This window comes from Pantoea sp. NGS-ED-1003 (genome assembly GCF_000738765.1).
Taxonomy (GTDB): Bacteria; Pseudomonadota; Gammaproteobacteria; order Enterobacterales; family Enterobacteriaceae; genus Pantoea; species Pantoea septica.
The window spans coordinates 101,256-117,888 of record NZ_JPQA01000008.1; the positions used below are offsets into that span (position 1 = coordinate 101,256).

Annotated in this window: 12 protein-coding genes and 1 pseudogene; 3 read left to right on the forward strand and 10 right to left on the reverse strand. The window is 60.1% G+C overall.

The window, feature by feature from the left end; all coding sequences use genetic code 11:
• Positions 1-21 precede the first annotated feature (21 nt).
• The 5 genes and pseudogenes from glgA to asd form a co-directional block, all read right to left on the reverse strand.
• Entirely contained in the window at positions 22-1,455 is a 1,434-nt protein-coding gene (gene glgA / locus JS46_RS16520; RefSeq protein ID WP_033753158.1) for a glycogen synthase GlgA, read from the reverse strand.
• A 70-nt stretch (positions 1,456-1,525) separates the two neighbouring features.
• Positions 1,526-2,808, reverse strand: a pseudogene (glgC, locus tag JS46_RS22935) (glucose-1-phosphate adenylyltransferase).
• 10 nt (positions 2,809-2,818) lie between these two features.
• Positions 2,819-4,795: a glycogen debranching protein GlgX gene (gene glgX / locus JS46_RS16530; protein ID WP_033753161.1), complete on the reverse strand. Its 1,977-nt coding sequence runs from the start codon at positions 4,793-4,795 to the stop codon at positions 2,819-2,821.
• The gene (glgB, locus tag JS46_RS16535; protein WP_033753164.1) at positions 4,792-6,975 is read right to left on the reverse strand and encodes a 1,4-alpha-glucan branching enzyme; all 2,184 of its coding nucleotides are present in this window, start codon (positions 6,973-6,975) and stop codon (positions 4,792-4,794) included. The genes glgX and glgB overlap by 4 nt, the downstream gene beginning before the upstream one ends.
• 356 nt (positions 6,976-7,331) lie before the next feature.
• Positions 7,332-8,441, reverse strand: coding sequence for an aspartate-semialdehyde dehydrogenase (gene asd / locus JS46_RS16540; RefSeq protein WP_033753167.1), 1,110 nt, complete (start codon positions 8,439-8,441; stop codon positions 7,332-7,334).
• Between the two features lie 217 nt (positions 8,442-8,658).
• On the opposite strand from asd, the gene JS46_RS16545 reads away from it, so the two are divergent.
• Together JS46_RS16545 and JS46_RS16550 are read left to right on the forward strand one after the other, a co-directional pair.
• Entirely contained in the window at positions 8,659-9,252 is a 594-nt protein-coding gene (locus JS46_RS16545) for a YhgN family NAAT transporter (protein WP_033753533.1), read from the forward strand.
• A 106-nt stretch (positions 9,253-9,358) separates the two neighbouring features.
• Entirely contained in the window at positions 9,359-10,099 is a 741-nt protein-coding gene (locus JS46_RS16550; protein ID WP_033753170.1) for a carbonic anhydrase, read from the forward strand.
• 35 nt (positions 10,100-10,134) lie between these two features.
• Here JS46_RS16550 and gntU read toward each other — a convergent pair whose 3' ends face one another.
• The 4 genes from gntU to JS46_RS16570 form a co-directional block, all read right to left on the reverse strand.
• The gene (gene gntU, locus JS46_RS16555) at positions 10,135-11,475 is read right to left on the reverse strand and encodes a gluconate transporter (RefSeq protein ID WP_033753173.1); all 1,341 of its coding nucleotides are present in this window, start codon (positions 11,473-11,475) and stop codon (positions 10,135-10,137) included.
• 2 nt (positions 11,476-11,477) lie between these two features.
• Positions 11,478-12,014, reverse strand: a complete 537-nt coding sequence (gene gntK / locus JS46_RS16560) for a gluconokinase (RefSeq protein ID WP_033753176.1) — start codon at positions 12,012-12,014, stop codon at positions 11,478-11,480.
• A gap of 139 nt (positions 12,015-12,153) precedes the next feature.
• Complete coding sequence (gene gntR / locus JS46_RS16565; protein WP_033753178.1) at positions 12,154-13,149, reverse strand: gluconate operon transcriptional repressor GntR; 996 nt, start codon at positions 13,147-13,149, stop codon at positions 12,154-12,156.
• 92 nt (positions 13,150-13,241) lie between these two features.
• Positions 13,242-13,937 (reverse strand): pirin family protein, encoded by a 696-nt coding sequence (locus JS46_RS16570; RefSeq protein ID WP_033753181.1) that lies wholly within the window; start codon positions 13,935-13,937, stop codon positions 13,242-13,244.
• Between the two features lie 356 nt (positions 13,938-14,293).
• Between JS46_RS16570 and JS46_RS16575 the strand changes: the two genes are divergently transcribed.
• Positions 14,294-14,785, forward strand: coding sequence for a GNAT family N-acetyltransferase (locus JS46_RS16575; protein WP_033753185.1), 492 nt, complete (start codon positions 14,294-14,296; stop codon positions 14,783-14,785).
• Between the two features lie 28 nt (positions 14,786-14,813).
• On the opposite strand, the gene ggt is transcribed toward JS46_RS16575, so the two are convergent.
• Complete coding sequence (ggt, locus tag JS46_RS16580; protein WP_033753188.1) at positions 14,814-16,568, reverse strand: gamma-glutamyltransferase; 1,755 nt, start codon at positions 16,566-16,568, stop codon at positions 14,814-14,816.
• Positions 16,569-16,633: the final 65 nt, after the last annotated feature.

Genomic DNA, 16,633 nt, shown 5'->3' on the forward strand with positions numbered 1-16,633 from the left:
ATCAGTTATCCCAGTCTCTGATTACAGCAAACGTTGGTAAAGATCGCGGTAGGCCTGCGCGGCCACTTGCCAACTGAAATCCATCCCCATCGCCTGTCGCTGAACGTAACGCCAGAGAGAAGGCCGCGACCACAATACAAAAGCACGTCTAATCGCCCGCAGCAGCGACCAGGCGTTGCTGTCTTCAAAGCTGAATCCGCTGGCGATGCCGTCAGCCAGGTTTTCCAGCGAGCTGTCGTTAACCGTATCGGCCAGGCCGCCCGTGCGCCGCACCAGCGGCAGCGTGCCATACTTCAGGCCGTAGAGCTGCGTCAGGCCGCAGGGTTCAAAGCGGCTCGGCACCATGATAACGTCCGCGCCGCCGACGATGCGGTGCGAGAAGGCTTCGTGATAGCCGATCTGCACGCCGACGCTGCCGGGATGCTCCGCCGCCGCCGCGAGAAAGCCCTGCTGCAGCTCCGCATCGCCCTGTCCGAGCAGCACCAGTTGTCCGCCCTGCGCCAGCAGGCCAGGCAGCGCTTCCAGCACCAGATCCAGCCCTTTTTGCCGCGTCAGGCGACTGATCACCGCGAACACCGGCACGCTGTCGTCGACCTTCAGGCCCATGGCGATTTGCAGCTGCCGTTTGTTCTCGGCCTTCGCCTCCAGCGTGTCGCGGTTATAGCGCGCGCTCAGCAGCAGATCGTGCGCCGGATCCCAGATGCCGGGATCGACGCCGTTAAGAATGCCGCTCAGACGCCCTTCGCGCAGCCGCTGCTCCAGCAGCGATTCCATGCCGTAGCCGAACTCCGGGCGCGTGATTTCATGCGCATAGGTCGGGCTGACGGCGGTGATGTGATCGGCGAAGAAGAGACCCGCCTTCAGATAGGAGATCTGCCCGTAGAACTCCAGCCCGTGCATGTCGAAGAAGGATCTCGGCAGCTGGATCTCTTCCAGATGGCGCGCGTCGAACAGCCCCTGATAGGCCAGGTTGTGGACGGTAAATACCGACTTTGCCGGACGTCCGCGCGCCTCCAGATAGGCGCAGGTCAGCCCCGCATGCCAGTCGTGCGCATGAACGATATCGGGCCGCCAGTAAGTGTCCAGCCCGCTGGCGATTTCGCACCCCATCCAGCCAAGCAGCGCGAAGCGCAAATAGTTATCCACATAGGCGAACTGCGACGTATCGTGATACGGGCTGCCGGGTCGATCGTAGAGCGCCGGCACGTCGATCAGATAGATGCCGACGCCGTTGAAATGGCCAAACAGCAGCCGCGTTGGACCGGCGAAAGTCTGCAACTCGGCCACCACCTCCGTTTCGGGGATCCCTTTAAGCAGATCTGGAAAAGCGGGCAGCAGCACCCGCGTATCCGTACCATCCGCAATCTGCGCCTGCGGCAATGCCCCAACAACATCAGCCAACCCGCCGGTTTTTAGCAGCGGAAAAAGTTCTGAACAGACATGTAAAACCTGCATCCTCGGCCTCTTAATAAGTGATCGGGCGCGATCCTCGCGTCGATTATATGGTGCTTTTTATCGTTGCCGTCTACGCGCTGGCCAGCCTGGCAAGCATGGCGCGTGTGACCAGAACGATACCCTCTTCTGAACGGTAAAACCGACGACTATCCTCGTCAGGATTCTCTCCTATCACCATGCCTTCCGGCAGCACGCAGGCGCGATCGATCACGCAGCGACGCAGGCGGCAGGAGCGTCCTACCACCACGTCCGGCAGCAGTACGGCGGAATCGATATTGCAAAACGAGTTAATGCGCACGCGTGGAAACAGTACCGAATTCACCACGACCGAGCCGGAGATGATGGTGCCGCCGGAGATCAGCGAATTCATCGTCATGCCATGGCTACCCGAACGGTCCTGCACGAACTTGGCGGGCGGCAACGGCTCCATATGGGTTCGGATCGGCCAGGTATGGTCATACATATCCAGCTCCGGCGTCACCGATGCCAGATCGAGGTTGGCGCGCCAGTAGGCTTCCAGCGTCCCTACATCACGCCAGTAGGGCGGCGAACTTTCATCCTGCTGCACACAGGAGAGCGTAAACGAATGGGCGTACCCTTCGCCGCTCGCTACCACTTTCGGTAGAATATCTTTGCCGAAGTCGTGGTTAGAATTAGGCTCCTGTAGATCTTCCTCCAGCAGCTGATAGAGATAATCGGCGTTAAACACATAGATCCCCATACTGGCCAGCGCCTGCGTATCGTCGCCGGGCATGGCGGGCGGCTGCGACGGCTTCTCTACAAAGTCGATCACTTTATTATTTTCATCCACCGCCATCACGCCAAAGGCGGTCGCTTCGTGCAGCGGCACGGGCAGGCGATGGTGCACTTCGCGTTGGCGTCGACGTGGTCGAGCAGCATGCGCGAATAGTCCATTTTATAAATATGATCCCCGGCCAGAATCACGATGTACTGCGCCTGATAGCGCCGAATAATGTCGAGGTTCTGGGTCACGGCGTCTGCGGTGCCGCGATACCAGTGTTCGGTTAAGGTGCGCTGCTGCGCCGGCAGCAAATCCACAAACTCGTTCATCTCTTCGTTGAAGATAGACCAGCCACGCTGAACGTGCTGCGTTAGCGTGTGCGACTGGTACTGCGTTATCACGCCGATCCGGCGGATACCGGAGTTAATGCAGTTGGAAAGCGCAAAGTCGATGATGCGAAACTTGCCGCCAAAATGCACCGCTGGCTTGGCGCGTTTGGCGGTCAGGTCTTTCAGGCGCGTACCTCTTCCCCCGGCGAGGATCAGCGCAACCGTCTGTGTAGGGAGCTGGCGGGCCAGCATCAGGTGATCGGTTCTGTCTAACTTAACCATGTCTGACTCCTTATGATTGCTTTTGGAACACGCACACGCCGTGTGCGGGACCATGCCAGACAGTCGACAAAATGGGGTTGTCATCCCCGGCGAAAGGAGGAACGGCACGCCATTCTCCGTCTGGTAAGGCGATGTCACTCACCGAATCCGTGGCGTTTATTGTTATTAACCAGCGGCCGGAGAGCAGGATCTGCATTCTGTGCGCCTTCTGCTCCCACTCCTCTCGCTGCAGTGGTCTGCCGCTGGCATTGAACCACTGCACATTGCCGTCGCCCTCTTGCCACCAGCGATCGGCGGTTAACGCCGGGATCTGTTGACGCAAACGAATCAGGGCGGCGGTAAAATCCACCAGACTGCTCTCTTCTTCCTGCCAGTCGAGCCAGGCCAGGATATTATCCTGACAGTAGGCGTTGTTGTTGCCGTGCTGACTGTGGCCGCGCTCGTCGCCGGCGAGCAGCATCGGCGTGCCCTGCGCCAGCAGCAGCGACGTCAGCAGCGCATGCGTGCTCAGGCGACGGCGTTCGATCACGTCGAAGCTGGCGCGCAGCCCTTCTACGCCGTGGTTGTAGCTGAAATTGCCGTTGCTGCCGTCGCGGTTATCCTCGCCGTTAGCCTGGTTATGCTTATGGTTAAAGCTCACCACGTCGCGCAGCGTAAAGCCGTCGTGCGCGGTGATCAGATTAACCGCGGCGTGCGGCAGTCGGCCATCGCGCTGGAACAGATCGCTAGAGGCGGCGAAGCGGCGCGCGAACGCGCCGTTACTGACGTCGCGATGCAGCCAGAAGCGCCGCATATCGTCGCGGAAATGGTCGTTCCACTCGGCGAACAGCGGCGGAAAGTTGCCGACCTGATAGCCGCCTGGCCCGATATCCCAGGGTTCGGCGATCAGCTTGACCTGCGAGAGCAGCGGGCAGGCTTTGATCGCCTCGAACAGCGGCGCGTGCGCTGAGAAATCGGGCGTGCGCCCCAGCACCGGTGCCAGATCGAAACGAAAGCCGTCGACATGGCAGACGCGCACCCAGTAGCGCAGCGCCTCCAGCGCCCAGTTCATCACCTCGGGATCGCTGAGATTCAGAGTATTGCCGCAGCCGGTCCAGTTTTCATATTCGCCCTGCGGGCTCAGCCAGTAGTAGCTGGCGTTATCGACGCCGCGCTGCGACAGCGTCGGGCCGATCTCCTCCAGCTCGGCGGTGTGGTTGAACACCACGTCCAGCAGCACTTCGATGCCCGCCGCGTGCAGATCCTTCACCGCCTGCTGAAACTCCTGCAGAGGCGACGCGCTCTCCTGCGAGGCGTAGCGCGGATCGACGGCCCAGAGCGCAAAAGGGTTGTAGCCCCAGTAGTTGCTTAATCCGAGGCGCTGCAGGCGCGGCTCGCTGGCGAAATGGGCCACCGGCAGCAGCTCCAGCGCGGTGACGCCGAGATGGCGCAGGTAATTCACCATAACAGGATGGCCGAGGGCGGCGTAAGTCCCGCGCAGCGATTCCGGAATTTCCGGATGTCGCTGCGTTAACCCGCGGACGTGCGCCTCATAAATAACTGTGTTGCCCCAGGGCGTGCGCGGGGCGACGTCGCCTTCCCAGTCGAAGTCCTCCGCCACCACCAGCGATTTAGGCGCCACGGCGGCGCTGTCCTGCTCGTCAGGCTGCTCAATGCCGCCGTAGAGACGCGGGTCGTCTGTGACCTCGCCCTCAACCGCGCGGGCGCAGGGATCGACCAGCAGCTTGGCGGGATTAAAGCGGTGTCCGCGTTCCGGCGCCCAGGAGCCGTGAACGCGGAAGCCGTAGCGCTGACCCGGTTTTAGCGCGGCCGCATAGCCGTGCCAGATATCACCGGTACGCGCCGGAAGATCGAAGCGTCGCTCTTTGCCCTGGTCGAACAGGCAAAGCTCGACGCGCGCGGCATGCCGGGAGAAGAGCGTAAAGTTAACGCCCTTGCCGTCGTAACTGGCGCCTGGCGGCTCAGCACGTCCCGGAAGCAGCGTCATTCCGCCTCCTTCACCAGCCAGATTGTCGCCAGCGGCGGCAGCGTCAGCGACAGCGACTGCGGTCGGTTGTGGCTGGCGATCTCGTCGGTATGCACCACCGGGTTGCGCGTATCGCTGCCGTGATAGCTGTGCTGATCGGTGTTGATCACCTCACGCCAGTTCCCCGCCTGATTAACGCCGAAGCGGTAGTTGTGGCGCGGCACCGGCGTAAAGTTGCTGGCGACGATAATCTCGTTGCCGTCGCGGTCGCGGCGCACAAAGACGAAGACCGAGTTTTCGCGATCGTCGACCACCAGCCACTCAAAGCCGGCCGGGTCAAAATCGAGCTGATGCATCGGCGCGTAATGCTGATAGGTGTGGTTAAGGTCGCGCACCAGCCGCTGCACGCCGTGGTGCCAGTTATCGGCGCCCTCCAGCAGATGCCAGTCAAGGCTGACGTCGTGGTTCCACTCTTTGCCCTGCGCGAACTCGCCGCCCATAAACATCAGTTTTTTGCCGGGGAAGGCCCACATCCAGCCGTAGTAGGCGCGCAGGTTAGCGAACTTCTGCCAGGGATCGCCCGGCATGCGGTCCAGCAGCGACTTTTTGCCGTGCACTACCTCGTCATGAGAGAGCGGCAGCACGAAGTTTTCGGTGTAGTTGTACATCATGCCGAAGCTCATCAGGTCGTGATGATGGCAGCGATAGATCGGGTCGAGCTTCATGTAGTCGAGGGTGTCGTGCATCCAGCCCAGGTTCCACTTGTACCAGAAGCCGAGGCCGCCCGATTCCGGCGGACGCGACACGCCGTCGAAGTCGGTGGACTCTTCGGCGATGGTGACGGTACCTGGCGCGGCGCGTCCCAGCGTGCGGTTGGTGTAACGCAGGAAGGCGATAGCTTCGAGATTTTCCCGACCGCCGTAGTGGTTCGGCACCCATTCGCCTTCGGCACGGCTGTAGTCGCGGTAGATCATCGAGGCCACGGCGTCGACGCGCAAACCATCGATGCCGTAGCGTTCCAGCCAGTAGAGCGCGTTGCCCGCCAGATAGTTGCTCACTTCGCGGCGGCCAAAGTTATAAATCAGGGTGTTCCAGTCCTGATGATAGCCTTCGCGCGGGTCGCTGTGCTCATAAAGCTCGGTGCCGTCGAACTTCGCCAGGCCGAAATCGTCGCTGGGGAAGTGGCCCGGCACCCAGTCGAGCAGCACGTTCAGGCCCGCTTCGTGCGCGGCGTTGATGAAATAGAGGAATTCGTCGCGCGTGCCGAAGCGGCGCGTCGGCGCATACATGCCGAGCGGCTGATAGCCCCAGCTGCCGTCGAAGGGATGTTCGTTGATCGGCAGCAGTTCGATATGGGTGAAGCCCATCTCTTTGACGTAGGGCACCAGCTGCTCCGCCAGCTCTTTGTAGCTGAGCCAGAAGTTATTCTCGGTGTGGCGACGCCACGAGCCGAGGTGCACCTCGTAGATGGAGATCGGCGCGTCGAACTCGTTACGCGCTTTACGCTCTTCGGCCATCTCGACCTTCGGCGGCAGGCCGCAGATCATCGAGGCGGTTTGCGGGCGCATCTGCGCCTCGAAGGCGTAAGGGTCCGCTTTAATACGCAGCTGGCCGCTGTTATCGACGATTTCGAATTTATAGAGCTGGCCATTGTACGCGCCGGGCACAAACAGCTCCCAGATGCCCATTTCGCGGCGGAAGCGCATCGGATGACGGCGGCCGTCCCAGAAGTTGAAATCGCCTACCACCGAGACGCGCTGCGCGTTAGGCGCCCAGACGCTAAAGCGCGTGCCGTGCACGTCGTCAATTACCGCGCCGTGCGCGCCCAGGGTTTCGTAGGGGCGCAAATGGGTGCCTTCCGCCAGCAGCCAGGCGTCCATCTCCTGCAGCAGCGGCCCGAAGCGATAGGCGTCGTCGATCAGATTCTGCTGTCCGTGCCAGTTCACCGCCAGCTGGTAGCGAAACATGTTCTTACGGCGCGGCACCACCGCGCTGAAAAAGCCGCGCGAATCGAGACATTTCAGCTTGGCGACTTTGCGCCCGGTGTTGGTTTCTATTACCCATACTTCCGAAGCGTCGGGCAGCAGCGCCCTGACTTCCAGCCCGTTGGCTGTCTGGTGCATCCCCAGCAAGGCGAAGGGATCGGCGTAATTACCCGCAAACAGGGCATTGATCGCCAGGCGATCGGGAAGCTCTGACATGACTTTCTTCCTGTGATTATGTGGCAGGCGAAATGAGCGCGGCTTATGCCACGCATCAGGTGCGCTGCTCTTCATTGAGCCATGCGTACAACGGCAGAGAAAGGGAACCGCTCCGTGGTAAATAACTTTGCCGTGTACAACAACTATTCAGTGCGAAATGCAAAACAGTCAACAACCGGCACATCATTGTTAAATCATAGCTTGGGCTTGCAGGTTGCCAGCCCGGAAAGCGAAAAATTATTGGCGGGGACGTAAAAAAGGGAAGCCGATCACTTACGGACGCTAAGCGGTTTGACTTATTTCAGAATAATCAGGCAAAAGGCCGGGAACATCCCGGCCTCGCTTAGTGTTTTGTTTTAGTCGACCAACAGACGCAACATGCGGCGCAGCGGCTCGGCCGCGCCCCACAGCAGCTGATCGCCAACGGTAAAGGCGGAGAGATACTCCGGACCCATATTGAGCTTGCGCAGGCGGCCGACCGGCGTGGTCAGCGTGCCGGTTACCGCCGCAGGCGTCAGCTCGCGCATGGTCAGCTCGCGGTCGTTCGGCACCACTTTCACCCACTCGTTGTGGGATGCCAGCAGCTGTTCGATTTCCGCCAGCGGCACATCTTTTTTCAGCTTCAGGGTAAACGCCTGGCTATGGCAGCGCAGCGCGCCGACGCGCACGCAGAGGCCGTCGACAGGAATAGTGTGCGTGGTGCCGAGGATCTTGTTGGTTTCCGCCTGGCCTTTCCACTCTTCGCGGCTCTGCCCGTTGTCGAGCTGCTTGTCGATCCACGGGATCAGGCTGCCGGCCAGCGGCACGCCGAAGTTATCGGTTGGCAGCGTGCCGGAGCGGGTCAGCTCGGTGACGCTGCGCTCGATGTCGAGAATGGCCGACGCCGGATCCTGCAGCGAGGTGGCGACGTGGTTATGCAGCATGCCCATCTGGGTCAGCAGTTCGCGCATATGCCGCGCGCCGCCGCCGGACGCCGCCTGATAGGTGGCGACAGAGGCCCACTCCACCAGATCCTGGGCAAACAGGCCGCCCAGCGACATCAGCATCAGGCTCACGGTGCAGTTACCGCCGACGAAGGTGTTGACGCCTTTGTCGAGGCCCTGACGGATCACCTGATGGTTGACCGGATCGAGAATAATGATGGCGTCGTCTTTCATGCGCAGCGTCGAGGCCGCGTCAATCCAGTAGCCCTGCCAGCCGCTGGCGCGCAGCTTCGGGTAGACTTCACTGGTATAATCGCCGCCCTGGCAGGTGATAATGATATCCAGCGCCCTGAGCGCCTCGATATCAAACGCATCCTGCAGCGCACCGGTGGACTTGCCGCCAAACGTCGGCGCCGCCTGTCCCAGTTGCGAAGTGGAGAAGAAGACCGGATTGATAACGTCAAAATCACGCTCTTCGCTCATGCGCGACATCAGCACGGAGCCGACCATACCGCGCCAACCAATAAAACCTACATTCTTCATTTTCTGTCCGTCTCAGTCAGCGATAAGGGCCGACCTGCTTACCGAAGGGAAGAACGGAATGGGTTTTCACTCCGCTCTGCGTCATAAATGGATTTACCTGTGACCAACAACTCTACAAAATGCAGCTTTTCTGGCAAGTGAATTAATTCGATTGCGCCAACTTTTTCAGCAGCGCAGCTAATAACCCCGCGTCGGGATGAAAGGAAAAACCAAAAAAATGACTGAAATGATTTCTGCGACCATCTTATTGCTGCTGATTATGGATCCGCTGGGCAACCTGCCGATTTTTATGTCGGTGCTCAAGCATCTGGAGCCGAAGCGGCGGCGCGCGGTGCTGATCCGCGAACTGCTGATTGCGCTGGTACTGATGCTGCTGTTTCTGTTCGCGGGCGAACGTATTCTGACTTTCCTTAATCTGCGCACCGAGACCGTCTCTATTTCCGGCGGCGTGATCCTGTTTCTTATCGCCATCCGCATGATTTTCCCGTCGGACGAAAGCAGCAGCAGCGGCCTGCCTGCGGGCGAAGAGCCCTTTCTGGTGCCGCTGGCGATCCCGCTGGTCGCCGGCCCGTCGCTGCTCGCCACGCTGATGCTGCTGTCGCATCAGTATCCTAACCAGATGGGGCATCTCGTCGGCGCGCTGCTGATCGCCTGGGGCGTCACGGTGACGATTCTGCTGCTGTCGGGGCTGTTTTTACGGCTGCTGGGCGACAAGGGCGTCAACGCGCTGGAGCGCCTGATGGGACTGATTTTGATTATGCTGGCGACGCAGATGTTCCTGGACGGTATTCGCGTCTACCTCAAGCTGTAGCGCCTCGCCGCAAATAGCCTTTATCTTAGTGTGGTTTTGGGTTGATTAATGTTTCGCTGCGTATTATCGCGCCGTTTAACCGTTAATTTCATACCAGGACCACACCATGAAAACCGCTCAACCCACCCAGCCTGCCCGCCGATCCATACTGAAGAAAACGCTGGCGCTCTCCGCGCTCTCCGTAACCGGCGTCGGCGCGCTGGGCCTGCCGACCCTCTCTTTCGCCGCCTCGCTGAGCAAAGAGGAGCGCGACGCCATGACGCCGGACGCAGTCATCGCCCACTTCAAGCAGGGCAACCTGCGCTTTCGCGAAAACCGTCCGGTAAAACATGATTACCTGGCGCAGAAGCGCAACAGTAGTGCCGGTCAGTATCCGGCGGCGGTGATCCTGAGCTGCATCGACTCGCGCGCGCCCGCTGAGATTGTGCTGGACGCCGGTATCGGCGAAACCTTCAACGCGCGCGTCGCCGGCAATATCAGCAACCGCGATATGCTGGGCAGCATGGAGTTCGCCTGCGCCGTTGCCGGCGCGAAGGTGGTGCTGGTAATGGGACATACGCGCTGCGGCGCGGTGCGCGGCGCGATCGATAACGCGGAGCTGGGCAACCTGACCGGCCTGCTGGAGGAGATTAAGCCGGCCATCGAGAAAACCGTCTACAGCGGCGAGCGTAGCGGCAGCAACTACGATTTCGTCGACGCGGTGGCGCGGAAAAACGTCGAGCTGACCATCGAAAGCATTCGTAACAACAGCCCGGTGCTGAAGCAGCTGGAAGAGCAGAAAAAAATCAAAATCGTCGGCAGCATGTACCATCTGTCCGGCGGCAAAGTTGAGTTTTTCGAGGTTTAAGCGAGAAGCCGTCACGCAGGCGTGACGGCTTTGATTTACGACAGTAGCTGAAAGGCGATCATACCGACAATGGCGCCCACGGTGCCGAGGATGGTCTCCATCAGCGTCCAGGTCTTCAGGGTTTCTCCTTCGGTGGCGCCGGTAAAGCGGCCGAACAGCCAGAAGCCCGCATCGTTAACGTGGCTGATGATGATGGAGCCGCCGCCGATGCAGATAGAGAGCGCCGCCAGCTGCGCGCCGCTGTAGTGCAGCGGTTCAATCACCGGCATCACCAGTCCGACCGTAGTGAGGCAGGCGACCGTGGCCGACCCCTGAATCACGCGCACCGCGCCGGAAAGAATAAAGCAGGCCAGCGCGACGGGCAGCCCCGCGCCGGTCAGCGCATGGCCCAGCACCGGGCCGACGCCGGAATCGACCAGCACCTGCTTGAACACGCCGCCCGCGCCGATCACCAGCAGAATAATGCCCGCAGGCTGCAGCGCGCTGCCGCACACCTGCATCACCTTCTCTTTATCCATGCCCTGACGGTAGGCCAGCCCGTAAATCGCCACCAGGCAGGCGATGAGGATCGCCGTAAAGGGATGGCCGATAAACTCCAGCCACTCGTACAGCGAGGAGCCCTGCTCGGTAAAGCGCGCGCCGATGGTTTTCAGCCCCACCAGCATCAGCGGAAACAGGATCAGCGCCAGGCTGAAGCCGAACGACGGCAGCTTCGCCGCGTCGACGTCCGGCTGATGATCTTCCGGTGGCGCGCTAAAGGTCACGTGACGCGCAATCAGCGAACCGAACAGTGGACCGGCGATCAGCATACCGGGTATGGCGGCGCACAGGCCGAGCAGGATCATCCAGCCGAAGTCGGCATGCATCTGCGAGGCGAGCAGCATCGGCGCCGGGCCCGGCAGCAGAAAGGCCGCCGAGGCCGCCACGCCGGCGAACAGCGGGATCACCAGCTTCACCAGGTTATCGTGGGTGCGGCGCGCCACGGCGAACGCGATGCTGATCAACAGCACCACCGCCACCTCAAAAAAGAGCGGCAGCGCGCAGATCAGGCCGGCGATGCCCATAGCGTAGTGGGCGCGGCTTTCGCCGAAGGTTTTCAGCATGCGGATGGCGATCTGGTCGACCGCGCCCGTCTCATGCAGGATTTTGCCGAACATCGCGCCCAGCGCGACGACGATAGCCAGGAAGCCCAGCGTGCCGCCCATCCCTTTCTGCATGGTGTCCGCGATCTTGTCTAGCGGCATGCCAGAGCAGACACCTGCGCCAATCGAGACCAGCATCAGCGCGACAAACGCGTGCATCCGCGCTTTCATCACCAAAAAAAGCAGCAGCAGGACAGAGCCTGCTGCAGTTAACACCAGCGTTGCGGTACTCATGACTAACCCTTGTTGATGGCTTTCCCGATAGCCGCAACCGTAGCCGCAACAACTTCGTCAACTGAATGATTGATATCGACCGTCAGCACGTCCGGCTCGTCTGCACCCGGCTCTTCCAGCGTGGCGAACTGCGTCACCAGCATCTGCGGTTTAAAGAAGTGACCTTTGCGCGCCTTCAGGCGAGATTCGATGGTATCGAAATCGCCCTTGAGGTAGATAAAGCGCAGGTTGTCGTTGCCCTGACGCAGAATATCGCGGTAACGCTTTTTCAGCGCGGAACAGACGATAATGGAGATCGCCTGGGTACGCTGCATGGCAAACGCGGCGTCGTTGAGCGCCTGTAGCCACGGCTGACGATCGTTGTCGTCCAGCGGATGGCCATCAGCCATTTTTAAAATATTGGCGCGCGGATGAAGAAAATCGCCGTCAAGAAACGCGGTATTGAGCTGGTGGGAAACCTGGTTAGCGACAACGGACTTTCCGCTGCCTGAAACGCCCATCAGAATAAAGACGTGATGCGACGAAGATTGAGTAGTCATTTTTCTGCTCCGGCAGGTAAATTCGCCAATGTTACCGATAACAATGCTGGTTGCCATTGTGTTAAGCCCACTTCAGGCTGGCAACCCTGTTTAGCCGGAAAAGCACGAAAGTGTGAGCTGACTCATAAAAATGCCAGATTCAGATGCTGCCGCCTTCGCTGATGTCAAAGCCGATATCCAGCGGCGCGGAGACGCTGAAATCGCCGCTGATACGCGCCAGCAGCATGGCGGCCGCTTCGCGTCCCATGCGTTCGCGCGGCGTCAGGACGGTCGCCAGCTGCGGCGTCACAACCTGACTAATATCATGGCCGTGAAAGCCGGCGATCGCCATTTGCGACGGAACTTTTAATCCCTGGCGCTGGCATTCGAACATCGCGCCGACCGCAAGGTCGTCGTTGGTGCAGAACAGACTGTCGGTTTGCGGATAGCGACGCTGCGCCTCGCACAACAGCATGCCGCCCGCGCTGAAGGAAGAGGCCTCTTCCATCATCACGCTGCGCGGCTCCAGCCCCGCTTCGCGCATCGCTTTCTCGTAGCCCTGCTGCTTCTGCAGGGTGCGCTCATCAAGACGCGCGCCCAGATAAACCGTATGGCGATGCCCTTTGCGCAGGATAGCGTGCGTCATCTGGCGCGCCGCCTCGACGTTATCGAAGCCTACCGCCATATCGAGGCACGGCGAGACGCTGTCCATCATCTCAATCACCGGAATGCCCGCCACTTCCAGCATGCGCAGCGTGGCGGGCGTATGGGTGCGCTCGGTGAGAATGACGCCGTCGATGTTCCAGCCCAGCAGCGAACGCAGCTGCAGCTCCTCTTTTTGCGGGCTGTAGCCGAAGTGGGCGACCAGCGTCTGATAGCCCGCCTCGTCGGTTACCGCTTCGATGCCGCGCAGTACGTCGGCGAACACCTGGTTGGTCAGCGAGGGCAGCAGTACGCCGATGGCGCGGCTGGTGGCGTTGGAGAGCATATCCGGCGCGCGGTTGGGGATGTAGCCCAGCTCATCAAGCGCGACGGCAATCTTGTCGCGCAGCGGCGCGGAAACCTGCTCAGGATTGCGCAGGTAGCGGCTGACGGTCATTTTCGTTACGCCGACACGATCGGCAACATCCTGTAATACCGGTCTTTTTTTCTTCATCGTATGCGCCCAGGGTCACAATTACGATGAGTCTATCACTATTCAGCGGGAGAATTGTAAACCGGGCGCGACTGTGCGCGCCCCGTCACCGCTTAAACCGGCGGCAGATCGAACAGCAGTACTTCGGCGTCGCTGCTGGCTTCCAGGGTTACGCTCGCCTCATCCCAGACGGCAAACGCGTCGCTGGTACGGGCAGTATCGCCGTTGACGCGAATCTCGCCTTTAACCACCTGCACCCAGACGCGGCGGCCGGTTTCGATAGCGACCTCATCTTTTTCACCTGCGCTGAAGACCCAGCGCAACAGCGTCATATCCTGATAGACCTTCAGCGATCCCTCACGGGCGTCCGGCGTCAGCACAAACTGACGTCCTTTTACGTCCGGGAAGCGGCGCTGGGCGTAACGCGGTTCGATGCCGGTACGCTCTGGAATAATCCAGATCTGATAAAGATGCAGCGGATCGCTGCTGCTGGCATTGTACTCAGAGTGACGCACGCCGGTGCCCGCACTCATGATCTGAAATTCGCCCGCCGGGATCTGCTCTTTATTGCCCATGCTGTCCTGATGCTCGACGGTGCCGGAGAGCACGTAGGTCAGGATCTCCATATCTTTGTGCGGGTGCGTACCGAAACCCTGCCCGGCCGCAACGATGTCTTCGTTGATGACGCGCAGCGCTGAAAAGCCCATAAAACTGGCGTCGTGATAGCTGGCGAAAGAGAAGGTATGCCAGCTTTCCAGCCAGCCGTGATTCGCGTGGCCGCGTTCTTCTGCTTTGCGTAAGTAAATCATGTTCAGTTCTCCTCAATGTTTTAAAACAGTCTGAACCTGAGGCGAACCTATTGATAGCTGAAAAACTTCACGCCTCTGTTCAAAAAAGGTGAACAAGCGTTTTGCGGATGATGAGCTGGGTTGAATAATGCGGCGGGCAAAAAAAAAGCCAGCACCCGAGCTGGCTAAGTAATACTGGAAGCAATGTGAGCAATGTCGTGCTTTCCGGTTTGTCTGAGGACGCCCCGAGAACGCATCGCAATAATAATCATTATCATTCGCGTCTGTAAAGCCTTTTATGATCTTTTCTGTTGATTATTAATAAGATTTCCTTGATGTTTGAAAGGGTTTTCCCCGTCAACGCAAGGAGAAGGATGATGAGCGAGATTATGGTGCGACACGTGACGCCTGAAGATGCCGCCGCCTTAATGCATATCTACAGCCAGCCGGACACTATGGCGAATACGCTGCAGCTACCGCTGCCTTCGCTGCAAAAATGGCAGCAGCGGCTAAGCAACCTCTCTCCGACGGGACATTCGCTGGTTGCCTGCATTGAAGAAAAAGTGGTCGGGCAGCTGACGCTGGAGATTCTCGCACCTGCGCGCCGTCGCCACTGCGCCACGCTGGGCATGGGCGTCGATGAAGCGTATCGCAAGCGCGGCGTTGGCAAAGCGCTGCTCGGCGCGGCGGTCGATCTTTGCGACAACTGGCTGCAGGTCACGCGCATGGAGCTAACGGTATTCGCCGACAATCCCGCCGCCATTGCACTCTACCGCCATTTTGGCTTTGAAGTTGAAGGCACGGCGAAGGCTTTTGCTATGCGGCATGGCGAGATGATCGATACGCACTATATGGCGCGGCTGAAATAGCAAACGGGGCCAGACTGGCCCCGAAATTTTAATATCCCGCGCTCAGATCCCCTGGCGTACGCGGGTCCGATGCGCCGTAAAGCGTGCCGTCCGGCCCAATCATAATGCTCTGCGTGCTGCCCATCGCTGGCAGCACCTTCACATGCTGCCCTTTATTCTCCAGCAAACGCAGCGTGTCCGGGCTGAACCCCTTCTCGACGCGCAGCTGATCCGGCAGCCACTGATGATGGAAGCGCGGCGCATTGGTCGCCTCTGCAACGTTCATCCCGAAATCGACGCTGTTCACCACCATTTGCAGCACGGTGGTGATAATGCGGCTACCGCCCGGACTGCCGGTCACCAGCCAGGTTTTGCCCCCTTTCGCCACAATGGTCGGCGACATGGACGAGAGCGGGCGCTTGGCGGGCTGTACCGCATTCGCTTCGCCACCGACCAGACCGTAGACGTTCGGCGTGCCCGGCTTGGCGGAGAAGTCGTCCATCTCGTTGTTCAACAGGATGCCGCTGTTGCCCGCGACGATGCCGCTACCGAAATTGGTGTTCAGGGTATAGGTTACCGCGACCGCCGTGCCCTGTTTGTCTACGACCGAAAAGTGCGTGGTCTGGTTGCTCTCATAGGGTTCCAGCTTGCCGGGCTTAATCTCGCTCGACGGACGCGCTTTCGCCACGTCAATCTGCTGCGCGATCGACTTCGCATAGGCTTTGCTGGTGAGCGCCTGCCACGGCACTTTGACAAAATCGGGATCGCCAAGATACTCCGAGCGGTCGGCATAGGCGTATTTCTCCGCTTCGGCGACCACCTGCATCGCGTCGGCGCTGCCGAAGCCCATTTTCGCCAGATCGAAGTTTTCCAGGATATTCAGGATCTGCACGATATGGATCCCGCCGGATGAGGGCGGCGGCATAGAGAAGACCTCATAGCCGCGATAGGTGCCGCTGATCGGCTTACGCTCGACGGCGCGGTAGGCCGCCAGATCCGCTTTGCCGATCAGACCGCCGTGCTGCGCCATCTCGCTGGCGATCTCATCGGCGATTTCGCCCTTATAGAAGGCGTCCGGCCCCTGCTGCGCAATGAGCTGCAGGCTATGGGCGAGATTCTTCTGCACCAGACGATCGCCCTTCTGCCACGGCGTGCCGTCAGGCTTAAAGAAAATCGCCTTGCTGTTGGGATGCGCCAGCAGCACTTCCTTGCCGTAGGTTTTCAGATCGTCCGCCAGCGCGTCGTTGACCACGTAGCCTTCGCGCGCCAGTTTAATCGCCGGCGCCAGCAGCGTGCTGAGCGGCAGCGTGCCATATTTTTGCGCCGCCAGCGCAAAGCCCGCCACGCTGCCGGGCGTGCCCGAGGCGAGATGTGAGGTTAGCGATAGTTTGCTGTCGGCGTTGCCCTGCTTGTCGAGGAACATATCGCGCGAGGCGCGGCCCGGCGCCATTTCGCGGAAGTCGATAGAGGTGGCGCGACCGGACGCGGTGCGCAGCAGCATAAAGCCGCCGCCGCCCAGGTTGCCCGCCTGCGGATGCGTCACCGCCAGCGCGAAGCCGACGGCGACGGCGGCGTCCACCGCGTTGCCGCCCTGCCGCAGAATATCCACGCCAACCTGCGTCGCCAGCGCATCGACCGAAGCGACCATGCCGTTCTGCGCCCTGACGGGATGAAAGGTGTCATCCTCAACGCCATAAGAGACGGGCGGCGCGCTGGCAGGCGCGGCGGCATCAGCCACGCTGACCACCGTTAAACTCATCATCACAGCCCAGCCAAGCTGGCGTATATTTCCTCGCATCATCATCCCTCTACCCTTTTCAGTTGTTTACATTTGTTATCACGCAGGCAATTGTTTACAAATACAGCAAA